16 protein-coding genes are annotated in these 18,511 nt (G+C 60.5%); 5 read left to right on the top strand and 11 right to left on the bottom strand.

The genetic code is table 11. The annotated features are described in order from the left end of the window. Positions 1–97 precede the first annotated feature (97 nt). The 4 genes from PXH66_RS07175 to PXH66_RS07190 all read right to left on the bottom strand — a co-directional run bounded on the left by PXH66_RS07175 (position 98) and on the right by PXH66_RS07190 (position 4,587). The gene (locus PXH66_RS07175; protein ID WP_330927980.1) at positions 98–907 is read right to left on the bottom strand and encodes a creatininase family protein; all 810 of its coding nucleotides are present in this window, start codon (positions 905–907) and stop codon (positions 98–100) included. Beyond that, on the bottom strand, positions 904–1,623 hold the full coding sequence (locus PXH66_RS07180; protein ID WP_330927981.1) for a creatininase family protein: 720 nt from the start codon (positions 1,621–1,623) through the stop codon (positions 904–906). Before PXH66_RS07180 ends, PXH66_RS07175 begins: the two co-directional genes overlap by 4 nt. Positions 1,624–1,829: 206 nt before the next feature. Further along, positions 1,830–3,461 (bottom strand): beta strand repeat-containing protein, encoded by a 1,632-nt coding sequence (locus PXH66_RS07185; protein ID WP_330927982.1) that lies wholly within the window; start codon positions 3,459–3,461, stop codon positions 1,830–1,832. A 217-nt stretch (positions 3,462–3,678) separates the two neighbouring features. After that, entirely contained in the window at positions 3,679–4,587 is a 909-nt protein-coding gene (locus PXH66_RS07190; protein ID WP_330927983.1) for a tetratricopeptide repeat protein, read from the bottom strand. A gap of 225 nt (positions 4,588–4,812) precedes the next feature. Here PXH66_RS07190 and PXH66_RS07195 point away from each other — a divergent pair, with 225 nt between their 5' ends. Both PXH66_RS07195 and PXH66_RS07200 read left to right on the top strand, forming a co-directional pair. Beyond that, positions 4,813–5,523 (top strand): cupin domain-containing protein, encoded by a 711-nt coding sequence (locus PXH66_RS07195; protein WP_330932297.1) that lies wholly within the window; start codon positions 4,813–4,815, stop codon positions 5,521–5,523. Positions 5,524–5,547: 24 nt separating this feature from the next. Beyond that, the gene (locus tag PXH66_RS07200; RefSeq protein WP_330927985.1) at positions 5,548–5,985 is read left to right on the top strand and encodes a Dabb family protein; all 438 of its coding nucleotides are present in this window, start codon (positions 5,548–5,550) and stop codon (positions 5,983–5,985) included. Between the two features lie 84 nt (positions 5,986–6,069). Here the strand turns inward: PXH66_RS07200 and PXH66_RS07205 are convergent, their stop codons facing one another. Beyond that, positions 6,070–6,681: a hypothetical protein gene (locus PXH66_RS07205; RefSeq protein WP_330927986.1), complete on the bottom strand. Its 612-nt coding sequence runs from the start codon at positions 6,679–6,681 to the stop codon at positions 6,070–6,072. Positions 6,682–6,865: 184 nt separating this feature from the next. On the opposite strand from PXH66_RS07205, the gene PXH66_RS07210 reads away from it, so the two are divergent. Continuing rightward, a complete protein-coding gene (locus PXH66_RS07210) occupies positions 6,866–7,888 on the top strand; it encodes a glycoside hydrolase family 5 protein (RefSeq protein WP_330932298.1) in 1,023 nt (340 codons plus the stop codon). A gap of 134 nt (positions 7,889–8,022) precedes the next feature. Next, the gene (gene lexA, locus PXH66_RS07215; protein WP_345784025.1) at positions 8,023–8,607 is read left to right on the top strand and encodes a transcriptional repressor LexA; all 585 of its coding nucleotides are present in this window, start codon (positions 8,023–8,025) and stop codon (positions 8,605–8,607) included. A 197-nt stretch (positions 8,608–8,804) separates the two neighbouring features. Here lexA and PXH66_RS07220 read toward each other — a convergent pair whose 3' ends face one another. The 6 genes from PXH66_RS07220 to PXH66_RS07245 form a co-directional block, all read right to left on the bottom strand. Beyond that, a complete protein-coding gene (locus tag PXH66_RS07220; protein ID WP_330927989.1) occupies positions 8,805–10,688 on the bottom strand; it encodes a coiled-coil domain-containing protein in 1,884 nt (627 codons plus the stop codon). 444 nt (positions 10,689–11,132) lie between these two features. After that, complete coding sequence (locus PXH66_RS07225) at positions 11,133–12,401, bottom strand: pyruvate dehydrogenase complex dihydrolipoamide acetyltransferase (protein WP_330927990.1); 1,269 nt, start codon at positions 12,399–12,401, stop codon at positions 11,133–11,135. Positions 12,402–12,449: 48 nt separating this feature from the next. Further along, entirely contained in the window at positions 12,450–13,433 is a 984-nt protein-coding gene (locus PXH66_RS07230) for an alpha-ketoacid dehydrogenase subunit beta (RefSeq protein ID WP_330927991.1), read from the bottom strand. 15 nt (positions 13,434–13,448) lie between these two features. Next, positions 13,449–14,459 (bottom strand): pyruvate dehydrogenase (acetyl-transferring) E1 component subunit alpha, encoded by a 1,011-nt coding sequence (pdhA, locus tag PXH66_RS07235; RefSeq protein ID WP_425609073.1) that lies wholly within the window; start codon positions 14,457–14,459, stop codon positions 13,449–13,451. Between the two features lie 169 nt (positions 14,460–14,628). Next, on the bottom strand, positions 14,629–17,232 hold the full coding sequence (locus tag PXH66_RS07240) for an ATP-binding protein (protein ID WP_330932299.1): 2,604 nt from the start codon (positions 17,230–17,232) through the stop codon (positions 14,629–14,631). A 48-nt stretch (positions 17,233–17,280) separates the two neighbouring features. Continuing rightward, on the bottom strand, positions 17,281–17,808 hold the full coding sequence (locus tag PXH66_RS07245) for an NUDIX hydrolase (RefSeq protein WP_330927994.1): 528 nt from the start codon (positions 17,806–17,808) through the stop codon (positions 17,281–17,283). 75 nt (positions 17,809–17,883) lie between these two features. On the opposite strand from PXH66_RS07245, the gene PXH66_RS07250 reads away from it, so the two are divergent. Then, positions 17,884–18,504, top strand: coding sequence for a hypothetical protein (locus PXH66_RS07250; RefSeq protein ID WP_330927995.1), 621 nt, complete (start codon positions 17,884–17,886; stop codon positions 18,502–18,504). The last annotated feature ends 7 nt before the right edge of the window (positions 18,505–18,511 follow it).

Here is an 18,511-nt window from a genome sequence, read left to right on the forward strand (position 1 = left end):
ACGGGCAGTCCGGTCGGTTCGTGGCGTTTTCCTCTCAAGGTCGTCTAAAACGACTTCGGTGGTGAGCTCCGCATGGGCAGATTCGCATGCGGGGAATTCATGCCGATCCGGCGGGCGTGGTTCGGGCCTGCGCCGCCATGTGGTCAATGGCACGCGCGTAACCGGCAGCCATGGCGGCGAGCCAGACTTCGCCGCGATCGGCGGTGCCGGCGGGCGCGTCACCCATGACCCCCGAACGAGACACGTCCGCCGTGACCCAGGCAAATGTGGCCGGCGCGGCTTCCGGCCGCAGTTGTCCGGCGGACGCCGCCGGGTCGGGATATTCGCACACGGCGTCGTCCATGCTGACATATTGCGGCGCCACCGCTTGAAGCCAGGCGGTCTCGGCCGTGTTGGCATGCATGCCCAGAGTTTGTTCGCGAAGTGGCAGGTTCAAGTCGATCCCGCTGCGCAGCATGGCGGCGCCGAGGCCCAATTCCGCTCGAATCTCATGCAGCGTGTAGAGAATCACGTCGGTGTTGCCTCCGTGGGTGTTGAGAATGGCGATGTGACGAAACCCCCACGTGTGCAGTTGCCGTGCGATGGTGAGGAGCAAGGCGCGCAAGGTGTCCTTGGAGATGAATAGCGTGCCGGGAAAACCGGTGTGCTCGTTGCTCTTTCCGATTGTGATGGGCGGCGCCACGTAGCAGGACGTGGTGGTGTCGAGCAGCGGAAGCAGGCGTTCGAGCCAGACCTGTCCCATGAGTGCGTCGACCGCGACGGGCAGATGCAGACCGTGCTGTTCAATGGCCCCCGTGGCGATGATCACGGGCGCCCACGCTTTGTCGGTCAGCGCCTCGATCTGAGCGAGACTCATGGCGGGCAGATAACGATCGCGGTAGGAAGGAAACGGCGGCGTGGAATTCATGGGGCGATGGCGGGCGGAATTCGTCCGTGGTCCGGCAGAGGCGGCCAGGCTTTGATTTCGGCGATCAAGCCGGCAAGTCGCTTGATGATGGGCGCGAGGATGGCGGGAGCGGCCGCCGCGGCTTCGTCCCAATTCAGCGCGTCGGGATCGGCGGCTGATCGACCGGAGAACGCGGTGATCAGCGTCTGCAAGGGGCGATGGTCGCCACCGGCCCCGGGGCGGAAATCGAGCCCCAGTCCGCTGAGGCTGATACGGAACATTTGCAGACCGCGACTGATGCGCAGGTCGCGGGCGGCGGCGGCCGTGATTTCCTCGTTCCACGGACTGGAGTTGATGAGGACAATACGGCGAAACCCTGAAAGCGCGATGGATTCAACGACCTCGTCGAGCAGGCGATGAAACGTGGGCGGATCGATGGAAAACGCACACGAGTCGGCCGGTCCGAATACGAAGCGCAATGGCGGAGTGACGAGAAGTTTACCCGGCGCGGGGGGATGCTGTTGGAGGGTCGTGCGTAACAGATGGGTGAGCATGGTTTCCTCGGCATCCAGACCGTGTCCCAGGCCCCAGTCGGCCATGCCGGCCAGAGGAACGATCACCAGGGTATCTGCAGGATCGACCCAACGGGAAAACTCCGGCCAACGGTGCCACGCCCAGAAGGTGGCATCGTCAGCGGTGCAGAGGGGCGGAGGGGATGGCGCGGCTGGTGGAGTCATCGGTCGGCGGCGCTTATTTCCCCGGGAAAGGCTGAAGGTTCATCCGGTGAAAGGAGCATTCGCGCTGCCAGCCGACGCCGCGACCGCCCCGCGGAGCCGGAATTGCCATTCTTTGCACAAATGGTCCGGGCGGGAGAGGTCGGGCAAGTCGGACCTCCATCTGGTCCATTCGCGAAATGGAACCGGGTGCGATCGAACGAGGCGGGCTAAGATCGATCCGCCCGGCGGGTGCGGTGGCTGCGCCGGGAGACCGCCAACCAACCCCAGAGCGACAGACCCATAAACACCGCGCCGTAAGACTCGGGTTCTGGCACGACGCCCACGGGCACGATGTCACCCGTGACGGGATCCCATACGCCGCCGCCGCCGCCCGAAAATGTGATGTTGGGGGTGGAGCCCGACGCATCTATCTGGGCATTGAAGACGTCGAAGGTTCCGTCCTCGTTTTGCCAATTCAGAATCGTGAGATTGGCACTGGAGTCGATGACGAGCGACCCGATGGTCAATGAGCCATTGCCGGCGCCGAAATCGATGACGGAGTTTCCGGTGATGGTGAGCTGGTCCCACGTTTGACTGGTGCCGTTCAAGTAGAGGCTGACGTTGTCCTCCAGGGTGACCTCGGTCCACGCGGGGATTTGGTTGTCGGACGCGAATTGCAGATCGACGTTGTTGGCGGTGAGGTCGTTGGTGTGAAACGCCACGCCGTCTTGATTGGAAATGATCGTGCCGCCCTCGAGTGAAACGCTGCCGAAGTAATTGTTGCCCGTGCCGCTGAACGTCGTGGTGCCACTGCCGGTTTGAGTGAACGAGTTCGCGTTGATTTGCGTGGCAAAGGTCGTTTCACCCGCGCCGGTGAGGGCGATGTTACCCACATTGATTTGCGAACCGGAGAGAGCGATGGTGCCGGCGGAGCTGAGGGTGATGTCGGCACCGCCGAGGTTGAGCGTATTCGAAATGTTGGCACTGGCGTTGTCGGAGATGACGAGACCTCCGCTCGCGTTGACTTGGCCGCCGGTGAGGGTGGCGTTGGAGTTGCCCTGAATGGTCAGGCTGCTGGAACCGAGGTTTAAGTTACCGGAAAGATCGGTGGTGCCGTGGTTGTCGATGACGACACCGCCACTCACGTTGAGGTTGCCGCTCATGGAGGTATTGCCATCTCCGGAGAGATAAAGGGTGCCGCCACTGTTGGCGCCGACGTTGCTGCTGACGTTCCAGTTGCCGGAGCCCTGCAAGGTAAGGTCATAGTTACCTTGGGAAACGGTCTGATTCAGCGTCATGGTGTCCTGGGCGCTGGTGAAGATGGCGTCTCCCGTCAAAGTGAGGGAAGAGCTGAATGTGTTGTTGCCGCTGACGTTTACGAGACTGCCGGAGCCCGTGCCGTTACCCGCGATATTGAAACTGCCCTCGGTGACGGTGATGCCACCGGAAAGCGCTAGGGCGGCGCCGGATTGCACCGTGTTGCCCCACGTGCTACTGCCGAGGGCGTTGTTGTGGGAGAGTTCGACGGTGCCACTTTGGAAACTGACGGTGCCACCGAAGGTATTGCTGCCTTCCAAAAAGAGCGTGCCGGTGCCCGTTTTGGAGAGCCCGTTGGAATAGGTGAGGTTCGATAGGACACCGGAAAGCGTGGTGTCCTCGGACCCAGAGACGGTCAGCTTCTTGTAGTTACCGTTGATATCACCAGTGATGACGATGTCACCCGCTTGGGCGTCCCATGTCTGGTGGGCGGAGAGTTGGACGTTGTCGTTGATGACGTAGTCTGAAGCGCTGGTATTGGTGATGCCGCCGGATCCAATTGTCACCGTTTGTCCCACCAAGACTGCGGAAGCCAAGGACATCAGTATCAACAACTGGGAACATTTTCGTCTCATCTCACCTTGTAAAGGTTAGGGGGAAATTGCGCGCTATGCCAGTCGTAAGACATTGCAAATTGCACCCACACGGCGGTTCGGTATTTGCGTAGAGACTACGCAAAATCCGCGCGGGGAGCAGCGGGTGATCGGCCGTGAAAAATGCGCCGCGCGCGACCAATTAACGTCTGCTCTCGACCCGCGACTACGCGTCGACGGCATCAAGCTCGGCGACTTCGGCGGCGAGTTTGGCGTCGTCGGGCAAAAGTTTTTGCGCCTGCAATAGAGCAAGTCGCGCCGCCGACTTGTCGCCGAGCTGCGCCTGGATCTGGCCAATGCGCCACCATACGTAAGCAGGGGGAGCACCTTTGTCCGGTGCCGGCAGTTCCAGACATTTTTGCAGGGAGGACAGGCCGCGTTCCAAAGCGATGCCGGAGGCTGCGGAGCATCGACCGAACTGGTAGAGGGCAAAGTAGTTTTCGGGAGAGCGATCGATGACCTCGGCGAGCGTTTGCAGCGCCGACATCATATCACCTTCAATACGATGCAAATTGGCGCGGGCAAAGGCTCCCTGATTGAGATCGATGGCGGAGATGGCATCGGCCTGCTCATAAGCTTTGCGCATGCTGCCGCCGGCGATGCCCGGAGCCTCGGCATAGTATTCGAGCAGACCTTGTCGAAACATCAGATTGCTGGGTTCCAGCGCGACGGCCCGCTCCATCGCCTGGCGTCCGCGTCGGGCGGCTCCGAGCGCCTTGAAGGACGTGCCCATGGTTCCTGCGTGGATCGAACACGCGGCCCCGTATTCGAAGTTAAGCAATGGGTCGTCGGGAGCGATGGCGAGAGCTCGACCGAGATAATCGACGGCGAGTTCGCGCTCGCGGCGCTTGGCGGCGAGTTTACCCAGGTGGAGCAGGGCGGTGGTATCGTGGGGATTGGCCGCCAAAACGGCTTCAAAAACCGGCTGCGCCTCGGCGTAGCGACGCTCCGCGAAGAGGGCCAGCGCGGCGGGCAGATCTCCCGGGGGCGCGGTCACCTCGGGGGCGGCGCGCAGGACGGCGGTGGCCCCCATGGCAAATACCACTAACAAAAATCGGCAGGTCGAACGCGTCACGGCAGGAATGTGAAAACACCCGTTCGTCCTGGCAACTCCGAGCTCCGGTTAAGTTTAACGATTGGCATGTCTGGTGGACCGGCGGTTTGCACCCGAATCAAGCGGCCGATTGTGTGGCTCGTGACCGTCGTGCGCTGTTGGCGTGGCTGAACCCCTCTTCCTATGAAACCCTTTCTCTCCTGTCTGTTTGCCCTTACCACTGTTTTTACCTTATCCGGAAAGGACATGGTTAAATCTGGAGTATGGAAATGGACGGAGTTGGCCGTCGAAAAAACCGCGACCGGCGCACGTCGGGCGATATTCGAGGGCGAAGGCGCGGATGTATCCAACATGATGGTTCATGCGACGACGCTGAATCCCGGTGAAGCGCCGCATCCGCCGCACACACACACTGATCTGGAAGAGCTGATCATTGTCAAAGAAGGGCTCCTCAAAGTGACCATCGCGGGTGAGACCAAGGTCGTCGGTCCGGGCAGTGTCGCCGTCGCCCTCGTCGGCGATGAGCATGGCTGCAGCAATGCGGGGGACGTGCCGGTGACCTACTACGTTTTGCGCTACAAGAGTCGTTGGCAGCAGGACTCCCGGGGCGGACGTGAACCGCGGCTCACTTCGCGCATCATCGACGAAAAAGACGTCGCCTTCGCCGCCAATCCCCGGGGCGGTTGGCGCGGGTTTTTCAATGGATCGACCTCCACGCTGCGTCTGTTTGAACTGCATGAATCCACCTTGATGGGCGGCGTGCAAAACCATCCGGTTCACACCCACAACGCCGAGGAAATGGTCATCATGCTCGACGGGCACGTGGATCTGGAAATGAACGGCATTCGCTACGAGGGTAAGCCCGGCGACGTATATTTCATCGCGGCCAACGACCCGCACACGCTCTTCACCCACGGTGACAAGCCGTCGCGATATTTTGCGTTCCAGTGGCAGTGAGCCTGCTGCAGACTCGATCCAGCCATGGCCACTGATAACCCCCATTTTTCGCGACGTGCCTTCATCGCCGCTTCAGCCACGGCCACCGCCGCGGTGGCCGTCGGCTTGAATGCACAAAAACCTCCTCCTCAATCTTCCATGATCTCAGACACTACGCTCGTTCATCACGTTTTCTTTTGGCTCAAAAACCCCGACTCACAGGAGGATTTACAGGCGCTGCTCGCCGGCATCAAGGGGCTGGGGGCAGTGCCGCAAGTGAAGGGCGTTCATGTCGGGGTGCCGGCCTCGACCGAAAAACGCGAGGTGGTGGAAAACAGTTATCACGCCTCCGAGATACTGCTCTTCGATAGCTTGGAAGATCAGGCCACCTACCAATCTCATCCGCTGCACCAGCAGTTCATCGACGAACATTCGCACCGGTGGTCCAAGGTTGTGGTGTTTGATACGATCAACGCAGGTTGATTTTTCGACTCACTCGTCTCGACGTGGGCGGCTGACCAACTGACTTTGCCCGCCGGGTTCACCGGACTGATGAGACGTCGGCGGTTAAGGCGCGTCGGTCGCGGCGGCGGCGGAGACAATACCCATTTCCTCGCAATAGGCTTCCCAACTGAAATCCATCAGCACCGAGTTCATCAACCCGTGGGCGATGGCGTAGTGGTTCAGTAGGACCCAGCGATTGTCGCGGTATTCATAAACGTCGGCATATTCATCCGTGTCGTAACGATTGCCGACCCGGTAGACCACGTAGGCGTAATTTCCCTGAGGTAAAGTTACGGTTTCGATGGCGACCGTATAAAAGCCGGGATCGTCTCGATCGATGTCGACGGGCACCGTCGGAAAAAGATCGCGGGTTTGGTTACGAAAACTGCGGCCCATGCGACGATCATAGCGATCGAGTTCGTAGAGCTGGTTGGCGTGACGCAGCGTCGCGTGCCAGCCGCGCAAGGTCACCAGGGCGACCTCTTGCTCCGTGGGAGAAAACGTCCGGCCGTTATAGCTGGGAATGCGATTGAAGGTTTGGGGGGAGGAGACCGCGGACCCCGAACGTGATTGGCAACCAGTCAGTGCCACCATCACTATCACCATCGCCGCCCAGACCGATACTCCTGGCAGCAACGGGGAACGGATCAGAGAAGTGGATGAGACGCGGGGCACGGGCGTGGGAGGCGAGAGAGCAGAGAATGATTCCAGGGAAATCCGGTGTCGATACTGGGAGGGGCGCGGGCTTTGCAAAACATTGACCACCTCGGCGAGGATCGAGGTTGTGTCAGCATCGCGAATGGTTGAACCCATTCTCGTGCGTATAACCCAACCCCTTCGATTCACCCCGTCATTAATTGTGGCCGGACTCTTGTTTTTTTCCGGCGGTGTCGGGATGGCGGCGGAGACGACATTCAGCGATGGCCGCAGCGCGCTGGAGACTGAGACCAAGCTTTCACTCATCTCCGTTGAGGGAAACCGGTTTGTGAACGAGGCCGGGGAGACGGTGGTGCTGCGGGGGCTGGCGTTGTCCGACCCGGGCGAGCTGCTCGACCGGGGGCAGTGGAATCGCGGCTACTTCGAGCAGGCCGCCAGCTGGAATGCCAATGTCGTGCGCGTGATGGTGCAGCCGGACCGGTGGCATCGCTGGGGCGAGGAACGTTTCCTCCAGTTCATCGATGAGGCCGTGCAGTGGTCGGGTGAACTCGGCATGTATGTCATCATCGATTGGCACACGATCGGCAATGTGCTGACCGGTGTGTATCACCGCCCGGAATACATCACGAGCAAGGACGAGACCTTTCGGTTCTGGAATACCATTGCCCAGCGCTACCGCAACAACCCGACCGTGGTGGCCTATGAACTTTATAACGAGCCGACCAACCGCGGCGGTGCGTTTGGGCGACTGCCATGGAGTGACTACAAAGTGTTCGTGGAGGACTTGATCTACATGATCCACCACATTGATCCGACGGCGATCGCGTTGGTGGCGGGCTTTAACTGGGGCTACGATTTGCGCCACGTGCGCGACGAACCGATCGAGGCGCCGAATGTCGCCTACGTGACGCACCCTTATCCGATGAAGAGTGCTGATTGGGAGCACGACTGGGAGGCGATTTGGGGGTTTGTCGCAGAGCGTCATCCCATCGTTGCCACCGAATTTGGCTATATGAGCGCCGAGGAACGCGGCTCGCACAACCCCGTCATCGGCGACGAGGTCTACGGCGAAGCGATCATCAATTTCTTCGAGAAACGCGGCATCTCTTGGACCCCGTGGGTGTTCGACACGATCTGGACCCCGAACCTGCTGCTGGATTGGGATTTCACCCCCAGTAATCAGGGACGTTTCTTCAAAGCGAAACTGCAGGAGTTGAATCCGTGAACTTTGCGTCGGTTCGGCCTGGAAGGATCAGTGCTGATCGAATTTTGGCCATCGACGATACGCACGCTTGACGAGAGGTGTCCGAATGGACACCTCTGCGTGTGGCCACTTCATTAACCGAAGCTCAGGAGAACGTGTTCTCCTTTATTGTGCGGCACCAAACCCAGCATGCTCGTCCGCCGTCGTTGCGGGAAATTTGTCAGGAATTCGGTTTTGCCAGTCACAATGCGGCGCGCAAACACGTGCAGGCGCTCGCTCGCAAAGGTTACGTTTCTCAAACCGGCGATGGTCGCACCTGGGCGGCGACCAACGCCAAGGAGGTGCAGGGCTACTTTCACAACGTGCCGCTGTTCGGGACGATACCCGCCGGTCTGCCGGGCGACAATCCGGAGCTGGCTGATGAAGCTGTCCGGATTGATCCAGAGGTGTTTGGCCTGAGGTCGGCCAAGGGATTGTTTGCGTTGCGGGTGCGCGGCGACTCGATGACCGGCGCGCAGATCGCTGATGGGGATGTGGCGCTCTTGCGAGCCGAGCCGGGTTTGCCCGGACAGATCGTGGCAGCATTGATCGATGGCGAGTCCACGCTCAAGCGAATGGTGCGAGAAGGTCGCCGACTTTTTTTACGTGCCGAGAATCCGACCTATCAGGATCTCATACCGGCCGAGAGCCTCACGGTGCAGGGAGTCCTCGTCGGTGTGATCGGTTGCGGGCAGCGGTAACGTCCCAAGTGCGCGGCGAGGTGAGTTCCCTGGCGCAGCTGTAGTTTGATCGGCGGACGCCGCTGCTTGACGGGTGGTCGAAAAATTCAATCAACGGCCGATTGCGACGGCGTCGCGACCGAACCCGGCGCAACCCAAAAAAGCCCGCCCTGAACAAGGGCGGGCTCGATGAACTGGAGGTAGGAGAGGGGCGAGGGCTAGTGCCGGCCTCTACCTGATTTTGATTTCGAACCTTTGGAGGATTTATCCGACTTACCTTTCGATGATTTATCGGACTTTCCCTTGTCGAATTTACCATGATGGTCGTTGTAACCGACGTCGCCGCCGAGCTCCCGATAGATCGCGAGCGTATCACCCCGATTGATCTCGAACAGGCTGGCGATGAGCGCGGACACTTTTTCCGCCGAATTATCGCCCGCGATTTGGAACGTTGGATCGCGGAACGTATCGCGCAGGTATTGCTCGTAGGCGCTGATGTCGGTGTCAATGAAGCCAAGCAAGGTGGTTTGAGCGGCGATGATGGCCTGTAGGTCGGCTATCGTGGCTTGGGCCGCGGCCAAATCGAGCGTCAAGGCAGCGATCTGAGCGTTTGCCGAGCCGAGGTCTGCGGTCAACGTAGTGATCTGGGCATTGGCGTCGTCCAACTCGCTCGTGAGCGTATCGATTTGTCCGTTCGCGGTAGCGAGGTCGGAGGTCAGACCGTCGATCTGGGCGTTGGCGGAAACGAGATCAGCCGTAAGGATATTAATCTGTCCGTTGGCCGCCTCGAGATCGGCCACGAGGCCGGCGATCGTGTTGTTGGCGTGGGCGAGATCAGTGGTGAGGCCTGCAATGGTGGCGTTGGCCGCACTGAGGTTTGCCGTCAACGTAGCAATTTGGGCCGTGGCGTCGTCGAGTTCGGTCGTGAGCGTGTCAATCTGATCGTTGGCGATGACGAGGTCGGCATTGAGCGCATCGATCTCGGCATTGGCGGCATCGAGATCGGCCGTGAGGCTCGCGATCGTCGCGCCGGAGCTGGCGAGCTCGGCCGAGAGCGTCGTGATCGTGGCGTAGGCGGAGGCGAGATCGCCCGCTTGGGTGGAGATCGTGGCGTTGGCGGCGTTCAGCGCGTCCTGCAACACACTGTTGGCGGTGAGTGCCGCCGCGAGTTGTGCTTCAAGGTCTGCCTTCATGGCCAGGCAGTCGTCGCGCTCGGAGGTCAGAACGGAAATCTGAGTTCGGGCGACGTCCAAGTCACTGGCGAGGCCGACGGAGTTGGCGTTGCAGGCCTGGAGTTGCTGTTCGAGCAGGGCGACGTAGTCGTCGCAATCCGCCAGCAGTTGTTCCAGCTCAGCGATCTGGGCCAGGAGCTCTGGCGAGGCGTCGAGCGGATGCTCATCGACGCCGTCGAGCACGCCGTCGCCATCGGTGTCGGGATTGTCCGGGTCGGTGCCGAGCGCGGCTTCTTCGTCGCTGTTCAGTCCGTCGATGTCGGTATCAGTGACTTCGGCGAGAATGAAGCCGTCGTCGGAATCAACGCTGATGTCGATGCGGTAGTTGATACCGTTGATGCCTCCCCAGTCTTCGAGGGTCACGTAGAGGTAGTTCACGCCCGGAACGAGCGCGGCACCGGAGGGGGCGAAGCTTCCGCTCCCATCGATGGTGCCGAGGAAGGTGTTGTTGAGCGTCGCGTGTCCGCGATTGTCCGCGATCATTTGAATGGCAATCGACGGGTCGCCGACCCAGCTGGCCGGAGCGACAAAGCGGATGCGGTAGTAGGTGAAGGCGTGATCGTCGTTGGTGCCAACCCCGGCGGCGGGGTCCGGATCGAAATTCAACCACGCGTTAGTGCCCTGGACGTTGCCCCAAGGGTGGCCGGTGAACAAGTAAGCCGGACCCCAGGTGACCTGGTCCCGGGAGGCTTCGGAGTAGGTGTCGATCGCCCCAGCCGTGCCATTGGCGCCCAAGACGGTGAGCGTTTGGGTTTCAGCTCGCGCAGCGGGAGCGTTGGCAAACGCCGCTATCGTGATAATGGCGGCGGCGAGGTAGGTCACGAGGCGGCTAGGGGGACCGGTAATCGGACGGGTGGGGTGGGATTTCATCGTTTTGTTGTGGGCTGGGATTCCTGATGGAGTGGCCACAAGCCTCCATGCGTGAAAGATGGAGCCGAAGGGACATTTGAATCCGAAATAACGGGAAGGGCTGATCAGTCTGTAGGGGTAAATACTGATTAGAGAGAAACCCAAAGTGCTCTAAGATACTGTCAATAAATGATAAATAAGTTTCTATGAATCAAGATAATCTTTCCCAAGAATCCGCAGATATACCCACCAAAGAAATGGTTGTTTTAAGGTAATTTACTCCCGCTCGAGGCCACGGGAGCAAGGGGACGGCTATTTCGAAATAGCAGAAGTTTGAGGTTCAGACCGGGTTAATTTCTCCAGCATGCCGGGGGTGAAGGGACGACTCGAATCTGGGTGGCGCGGCCCAAAAAAACCGGCACGAGAAACTCGTGCCGGTTGAAAATTGACGCGTTTGAAATCGATTCAGACGAGCAGCAGGGCGGGTTTTTCAACCATTTCGCGCAGGGCGACCATGAACTGAGCGGCGACGGCCCCGTCGACGACGCGGTGATCGCACGAGAGGGTGAGATTCATGCGGTGACCGATGGTGATCTGGCCGTTCACCACGACCGGTTTTTCAACCGTCGTGCCCACGGCGAGGATACCGGCGTTGGGCGGGTTGATGATGGCCTTGAAACTGTTGATTCCCATCATACCGAGGTTACTCACGCAGAACGTGCCGCCGGTGTATTGATTGGGTTGCAGTTTCTTGGCCTTGGCCGCTTTGCCGAGGGTCTTGGCTTCGACACTGATGTCGAAAACCGACTTCACGTGAGCATCGAAGACGACGGGCGTGATGAGGCCGTCAGGCAGGGCGACGGCGAACGAGACGTGGGCACGGCTGTGGTGGCGGACCTCTTTGCCTTCCCAGGAACAATTGACCGCGGGCACCTTGCGCAGGGCTTCGGCGCTGGCTTTCAGAATGAAGTCATTGACGGAAAGTTTAATGCCTTCGGACTCCAAACCGGAGTTGAGCTGGGCGCGGAGAGCGAGCAGCGGACCGGCGTCGACCTCGATATCGAGATAGAAGTGAGGGATCTGCGTCTTGGATTCGACGAGGCGGCGCGCAATCGTGCCGCGCATGCCGGAGACGGCGACGACCTTATCTTCTTGGATGGGGCCTTTGACCATATGGCCCGAGCCGGACATGCCACCGCCGGACACACCGTTTTTCTCGGCGTCGAGCACGTCGGCGCGCACGATGCGGCCGCCAGTGCCGGTGCCGGTGATACGGCTGGGATCGATCCCTTTCTCCGCGGCCAACTTGCGGGCGAGAGGAGAGATTTTTACGCGTTTGCCGGGTTCGGTCGGAGCAGAAGGAGCGGGCGCGGGGGGCGGCGGCGGAGGCGTCGCAGCAGGGGTGGACTCAGCCGCCGGTTTTTCATCCTCGGGGGCTTTCTCCTCGGCCGCCGGGGCCGGTTTTTCCTTTTTGGCGGGAGCCTCCACTTCTTCACCGGCTTCGCCAACCGCGCAAAGCGGTTCGCCGATTTCGACCTGAGCGCCTTCGTCGGCAAAGATCTTAAGAATCGTGCCGTCGAAGAAGCTCTCGAGCTCCATGGTGGCTTTGTCGGTTTCGACCTCGGCGAGCATGTCGCCGGTGGCGACAACGTCGCCTTCCTTTTTAAGCCACTTTACCAGCGTGCCCACCGTCATGGTGTCGCTGAGTTTCGGCATATCAATGATGTCGGCCATGGTCAGAAAGTCAGAAGTGTGAAGTAAGAAGTAATAAGGTGGGTTCGCTTAGGCTTTGAGGACCTTGAGCGCAGCGGCGACCACGCGGTCGACGTTGGGGAGTTGTTCGACCTCGACCGGCATGCTGTAGATCGCCGGAGCGTCGATCGTGGTCACGCGGGAAATCGGGGCGTCGAGCTCGTCGAAAGCTTCTTCCTGGATCATGAACGCGAGTTGCGATCCCACGGAGGCGAACGGTTTTTGTTCCTCGACGATGAGCACGCGGTGGGTCTTGGCGACCGAGGCGAGCACGGTGTCGACGTCGAGCGGGCGAATGGAGCGCAGGTCGACAACCTCGACGGAGGCCTTGGTGTCGGCGGCGATCTTTTCGGCGGCGGCGAGGGAGTGCAGGACGCAGCGACCGTAGGTGACGATGGTGAGATCGGTGCCTTCGCGTTTCACGTCGGCGGAGCCCAGCGGAATGAGGAAGTCTTCGTCGTCAGGGACTTCACCCTTCTCGCCGTAGAGAATGGTGTTCTCGAGGAAAAAGACCGGATCGTTGTCGCGGATGGCGCTCTTGAGCAGTCCTTTGGCGTCGGCGGCCGTGGAGGGGACGACGACTTTCACGCCCGGGTGATTCGCGAGCACATTTTCGGGCGTGTGGGAGTGGGTGGCACCCACGTTGGTGCCGCCGTTGGCGGGACCGCGGATGACGATCGGGCAATTGATCAGACCACCGGACATGTAGCGCACGTTGGCCGCATTGTTCAGAATCTGGTCGAAGGCGACCGAATAGAACGACCAGAACATGAGTTCCATGACGGGGCGAATCCCCAACATCGAGGCACCAATTCCGGCTCCGATGAAGCCGGCTTCGGAGATGGGGGTGTCGACGATGCGTTTGTCGCCGAATTTTTCGAGCAGGCCTTCGGAGACCTTGTAGGCTCCGTTGAATTGGGCGACTTCTTCGCCCATGAGCACGACGTTTTCGTCGCGTGTGAGCTCCTCGGAAAGAGCGGCGCGGACCGCTTCGCGATAAGTGAGTTGAGACATGGTTCGCGGGGAAATTTAGCTGAAGAAGAGGCGACCTTGGGAGGTGCGTTGATCGGGATGGTCGGCTTCCCAATAGACGTCCGATTGGATGTCGTCGGGCGTGGGGAACGGACTGGCTTCGGCAAACTCGGCTGCGGCTTCGGCCTCTTGGCGAGCAGCCTGGTCGATTTCCTTGGCCGACTCCTCGGTGAGCACGCCTTCGGCGAGCAGGGTGGCTTGGAAGAGGGTGATCGGATCCTTGTTTTTGCGGTATTCGTCGATCTCGTCGCGGGTGCGGTAGGTCTTGTCCGGATCGGCGACCGAATGGCCGCGGTAGCGGTAAGTGTCGATCTCAACGACGGCGGGTTTGGATGTCTCGCGGGCGCGGACTAAAACGTCGTTCATGGTCTTGCGCACTTCGTAGACATCGTGGCCGAAGCAGTTGGCCCAGTGGATGCCGTAGGCGGCGGCGCGCTCGGCGAGGCCGGGACCGGCGGAGGAGCGCACCTGGGACGTGCCCATGGAGTAACCGTTGTTTTCGATCACGAAAATACACGGCAGGTCCCAAAGACCCGCGAGATTCATGGCTTCGTGCACGGCACCTTGATTGACGGCACCGTCGCCCATGAATGCCATGGCGGCGCCCTTTTTGCCCTGATACTTCACGCCGTAAGCCAGGCCGACGCCGAGCGGGATCTGGCCGCCGACGATGCCGTGGCCGCCCCAGTAATTGTTTTCCGGGGAGAAGTAGTGCATTGAGCCGCCCTTGCCTTTGGAGCAACCGGTGACTTTGCCGTAGAGCTCGGCCATGAGTGGCTTGGTGTCCATGCCCACCGCGATGGCGTGGCCATGGTCGCGATAGGCGGTGATGACGTGATCATCGTCGCCCATAAGCGAGCAGCAGCCGACGGCAACGGCTTCCTGTCCAATATACAGGTGGAGGAAGCCGCCGATCTTTTTGCCTTGGTAGGCGCGGAGGCTACGTTCCTCGAACCGGCGGATGCGCAGCATCTGGCGGTAGAGCTCAATTTTGGCCTCCGGAGACATGTCCGCATTGATGGCGGCTTTGGCGTTGTCGGAGGCCTTTTCGGCGGTGGTTGAAGTCTTGTTTTTGCTCACAATTGGGGGTGAGTTGAGTGGTGAAACGATAAGTGTTTAACGGGCCTTATCATAGGCAAGTGAATTGTCCCGTCGGCCGTTTGTTGCCGGGAGAACTTCACGTTTCCGCCCGGGCAGCGGCTTCGCGCAGCACCCGGCTCAGGGTGGAGCGGAACGTTTTCAAGTTAAGTGGTTTGGTCAAATAGTCATCCATTCCCACTTCAAAACACCGGGTGCGTTCCTCGCCGCCGGCATTGGCGGTCAGGGCCACGATCGGGGTGCGTCGACCGGCGCCGAGGAGGCGTTCCCGGGCGCGAATCTTCTCCGTGGCCCCGAAGCCATCGAGTTCCGGCATCTGCAAATCCATCAAAATCAGATCAAATTGGTGGTTCACCAACAGGTCGACGGCCTCGGCGCCGTTGTGGGCGAATTCGGCCCGGTGTCCCTGTTTTTGGAGCAGCATGCCGGCGAGGCGTCGGTTGAGCCGGTTGTCCTCCACGACCAGAACCGACAGGTTGGCCAGATGGGCATCGTCGCGTTCGATCTCTTCCTGAGGGGGAGCCGGCGGATCGGTCTCCGTCGCCTGCAGGGTCGCGATGAAAACCGAACCGCGACCGGGAGTGCTGGTTACAGTGATGTCGCCGTCCATGAGGCCGCACAATCGCTTGGAGATGGCGAGACCGAGGCCGGTGCCGCCGAATTTACGGGTGATGGAGCCGTCCGCCTGGGCGAAGGGATTGAAGAGTCGGTGGATGTGGGCGGCGGCAATGCCAATACCGGTATCCAGCACCTCGATGCGGATATCCCATTGATTGGCGGAGTCGGTGCGGCGTCGGGCCGAAACATTCATTTCCACGCTGCCAGCGGCGGTGAACTTCACCGCGTTGGACAGCAGGTTTGTCATCACTTGGTGCACGCGCAGGCGGTCCAGTTTCAAATAAGGTTGGTCGGTCAGGTCGAGGTTGAGACTAAAACGCAGTTTTTTGCGGGACACTTCGGCTTCAAACAACCGCGCTGCGCCGCGAGCGATTTCGTCGAGCAGGCACGGGGCCGGTTCGAGCTCAATCGCCCCGGCCTCGATGCGGGAGAGATCGAGCAGGTCATTGAGCAGGTCCATGAGGATGTCGCCACTGCTGAGAATGGCGTCGACGCATTCGCGTTGGCGTTCGTCGAGCGGGGAGGAGTCGAGCACGCGGGCGAAGCCGAGCATCGCGTGCATGGGCGTGCGGATTTCGTGACTCATGTTGGCGAGAAACGTGTCCTTGGCGCGCTCCCGGGTGTCGGCTTGATCGCGTTGCGCGGTCAAATCGAGTGATCGTTGCTTCTCCTCATTGACGTCACTGAAAGTGCCGACGATCCGGTGGGCCCGTCCTTTGGTATCGCGTTCGATCACCTGGCCCCGGGCGCGAAACCAGCACCATTCGCCAGAGCGGGTCCGCAAGCGGCTTTCCAGATTGAATGACTCCACGGCGCCAAACATGAACTCCTGCACGATGGGTTTGAGCAGAGTCCGGTCCTCGGGGTGCATGGCCCGCCAGACGGGCGTCCAGCCGGTTCCGCGTTGGCGTAAGACATGACCGAGTTTGCGTCGAATGGCGCGATTGAACCGGGAAGTGGCGACTCCGTTGTTCCAGTCGAAAACCCCCTCGGACACCGCGTTCATGCCGAGGCGGTAACGTTCCTCGCTGGCCCTCAGATCACGTGTCCGGGCGGAAATTATGGCTTCGAGTTCGGTCCGGTGACTTTGCAGGCGATTCAGGGTCAAGCCCGCCAGATACGCGGGAACCCCGAGACACAGCACGGCCGTGCCGAGTTCGAACAGATTCAACACCGGGTCTGCGCGCATGGCGCCGAACGGGCCGATCCCTTCGGCCGTCACGCTCAAGCCGTAACCAAAAAACAACAACAGGCCGATGCCCAGCCCCCGCGCTCCGCAAGCGACCGCAGATGCAAAGGCAAAGGGAATCGCGAGGAACAACCCCGTCGGCGTCACATGGAATCCGATGATCGAGATGAACAGAGCGGTGCAGGCGTTGGCCAGATGGCTGGCGATGATATGGACGCGGGAGCGAGCCATGCCGCCAAACCACGGCGCACTGACGATCGGCACCACCAGAAACACACCCAATGCGGAGGAGAGGGTGATACTCGCCACGCGAGTAAGGAACTCCACGGCAGTCACTCCCGGCAAAAAACCGGCGGATTTGATCACCAAGGGAATGATCCAGGAGGTTAAAATCGCGGGAAGAATGGCGACTCCGAATACGAATCGCAGAAAACCGCGCGGTTGCACGAACGGGCATCCCGCCACCCATCGTTGCCACGCGATGGCGGCGAGCGCGGGATGCAGCGTATTGGCGGCCACCATGAGCAGACTCCAGGGGCGAAACGAGAGAATCGCATAATCGTTGGCGATCGCGATGATCAACCAGTGGGACAAGGCGATCGTGGGCACGCACTGCCAACCACGACCTGAGCGCAGCGCGAGCAGGGCGATGCCCGCGGGCAGCCAGATCACCGTGATGTTAGTCGGGGGCAGAGAAATCAGCCGCATCGCCACGAAGGCGCTTACCACCAAAAGAATGGCCAATCCGGCGTGAAAGGCAGCACCGTCAGCAAAGGCCTTCAGGTTGAACTCTGCGCGCTCGGACGCATCCAGAGCGGATGGCGAAGTCGCGGGGGAGTCGGAGGTGGAGTTAAGCACAGTGAAGCTGAGATTCACGGTTGGCGTTCAGCTCCCGCGGGAGCAAATAAACAGAGAGCAGGGTCATCAAACATGGGGCAGATTTTCGCAACCGATGGCTTGTTCGATCGCGATCTGCAGCGGTTGATTGGGATGACAATCCGCCCGCAACGCCACGAATCCATCCCGGTAGCGGTCATACGTCGGCCAGAGCGCGGTGCGGTCGGTGGCGGGCAACGCGATTTGGTCGATTTCCTCGCGGGAGTAGAACGCGAAGGAACCTTCCGCCATGGTCGGCGGCAGCGCCTTGATGGGCTTGGTGCAGCGAAACAGGAACAACAACCAGTGCGACTGCCCTTCGTAGGCTTTCTCCGCGATCATCCCGAACAGATGCAGATCGGCCGTGGTGATCGCGTGCCCGGTTTCCTCCCGAGTCTCCCGGATCGCACACTCAAACGGCGACTCGCCGGTGCCGGTCTCGAGTTTTCCTCCAATCGGGCTCCATTGACCGAGATTCGGTGGTTTGGCCCGGCGGAGCAGCAATTGCTCTCCCTTCTCGTTCTCAATGAACACGAGCACGGCGACCTTGTAATCGAGTTTGGCGGGAAAATTCATGCGTCAAATGCCGGCGGCGACGGGAGTTTGAACGTGACGAGTGCGATCCACTCCTCAATGACTTTTTACCCGTTGATGCCTGTTCGATTTTTAGTCGCCACGATCATTGGGTTAAGCCTCTCGGCTGGCGGTCAGGCACAGGAGACCTCGGGTGGGGCCGATGCATCCGCGGTCGAAATCGCGCAGGTCCGGTTTACCACGGTGCGCGACAACTCCGGCGGCGCTTGGTGGCGGGCCGAAGTTGAAGTGCGGGTCAATGCCAGCGGGAGCGGACGGGCGAGGTTTGCCGATCGGGTGCGCGTGGATCTGAGTCTCGCGACGGAAGTGACGGCCGCGGAGGAAGGTTTTGAGTTCTATCGTGCCGGAGCCACGGCGGTGGCACTCGAGTCAGGCCGGTGGATGTATCGGTTTTATCTGCCTCCGGCGATCGTGCGACGCGACCGCCTGCAAGGCACCCCTCGCTTCTGGTTGGTCGATGCCACCGTCGCGGGGGAGGCGGTGCCGCCCAGCCGCCAGAGCGTCGGCCCGGGTTTCAGCAACGCCGCGGCGTTGCAAAACTTTCGGAGTAAGCTCGCACAACGGGCTCCATCCAACGACGGGGTGTTGCGGCCGGAGTTTTTAACCCTTTTTGCGAACCCGGCCGACGAAGAGGCACCCGTGATGCTACTTCCCGCCGCGTTCACGTCCGAGCCCTAGTCGTTGA

This window comes from Synoicihabitans lomoniglobus (assembly GCF_029023725.1).
GTDB classification, from domain to species: Bacteria; Verrucomicrobiota; Verrucomicrobiia; order Opitutales; family Opitutaceae; genus Actomonas; species Actomonas lomonigloba.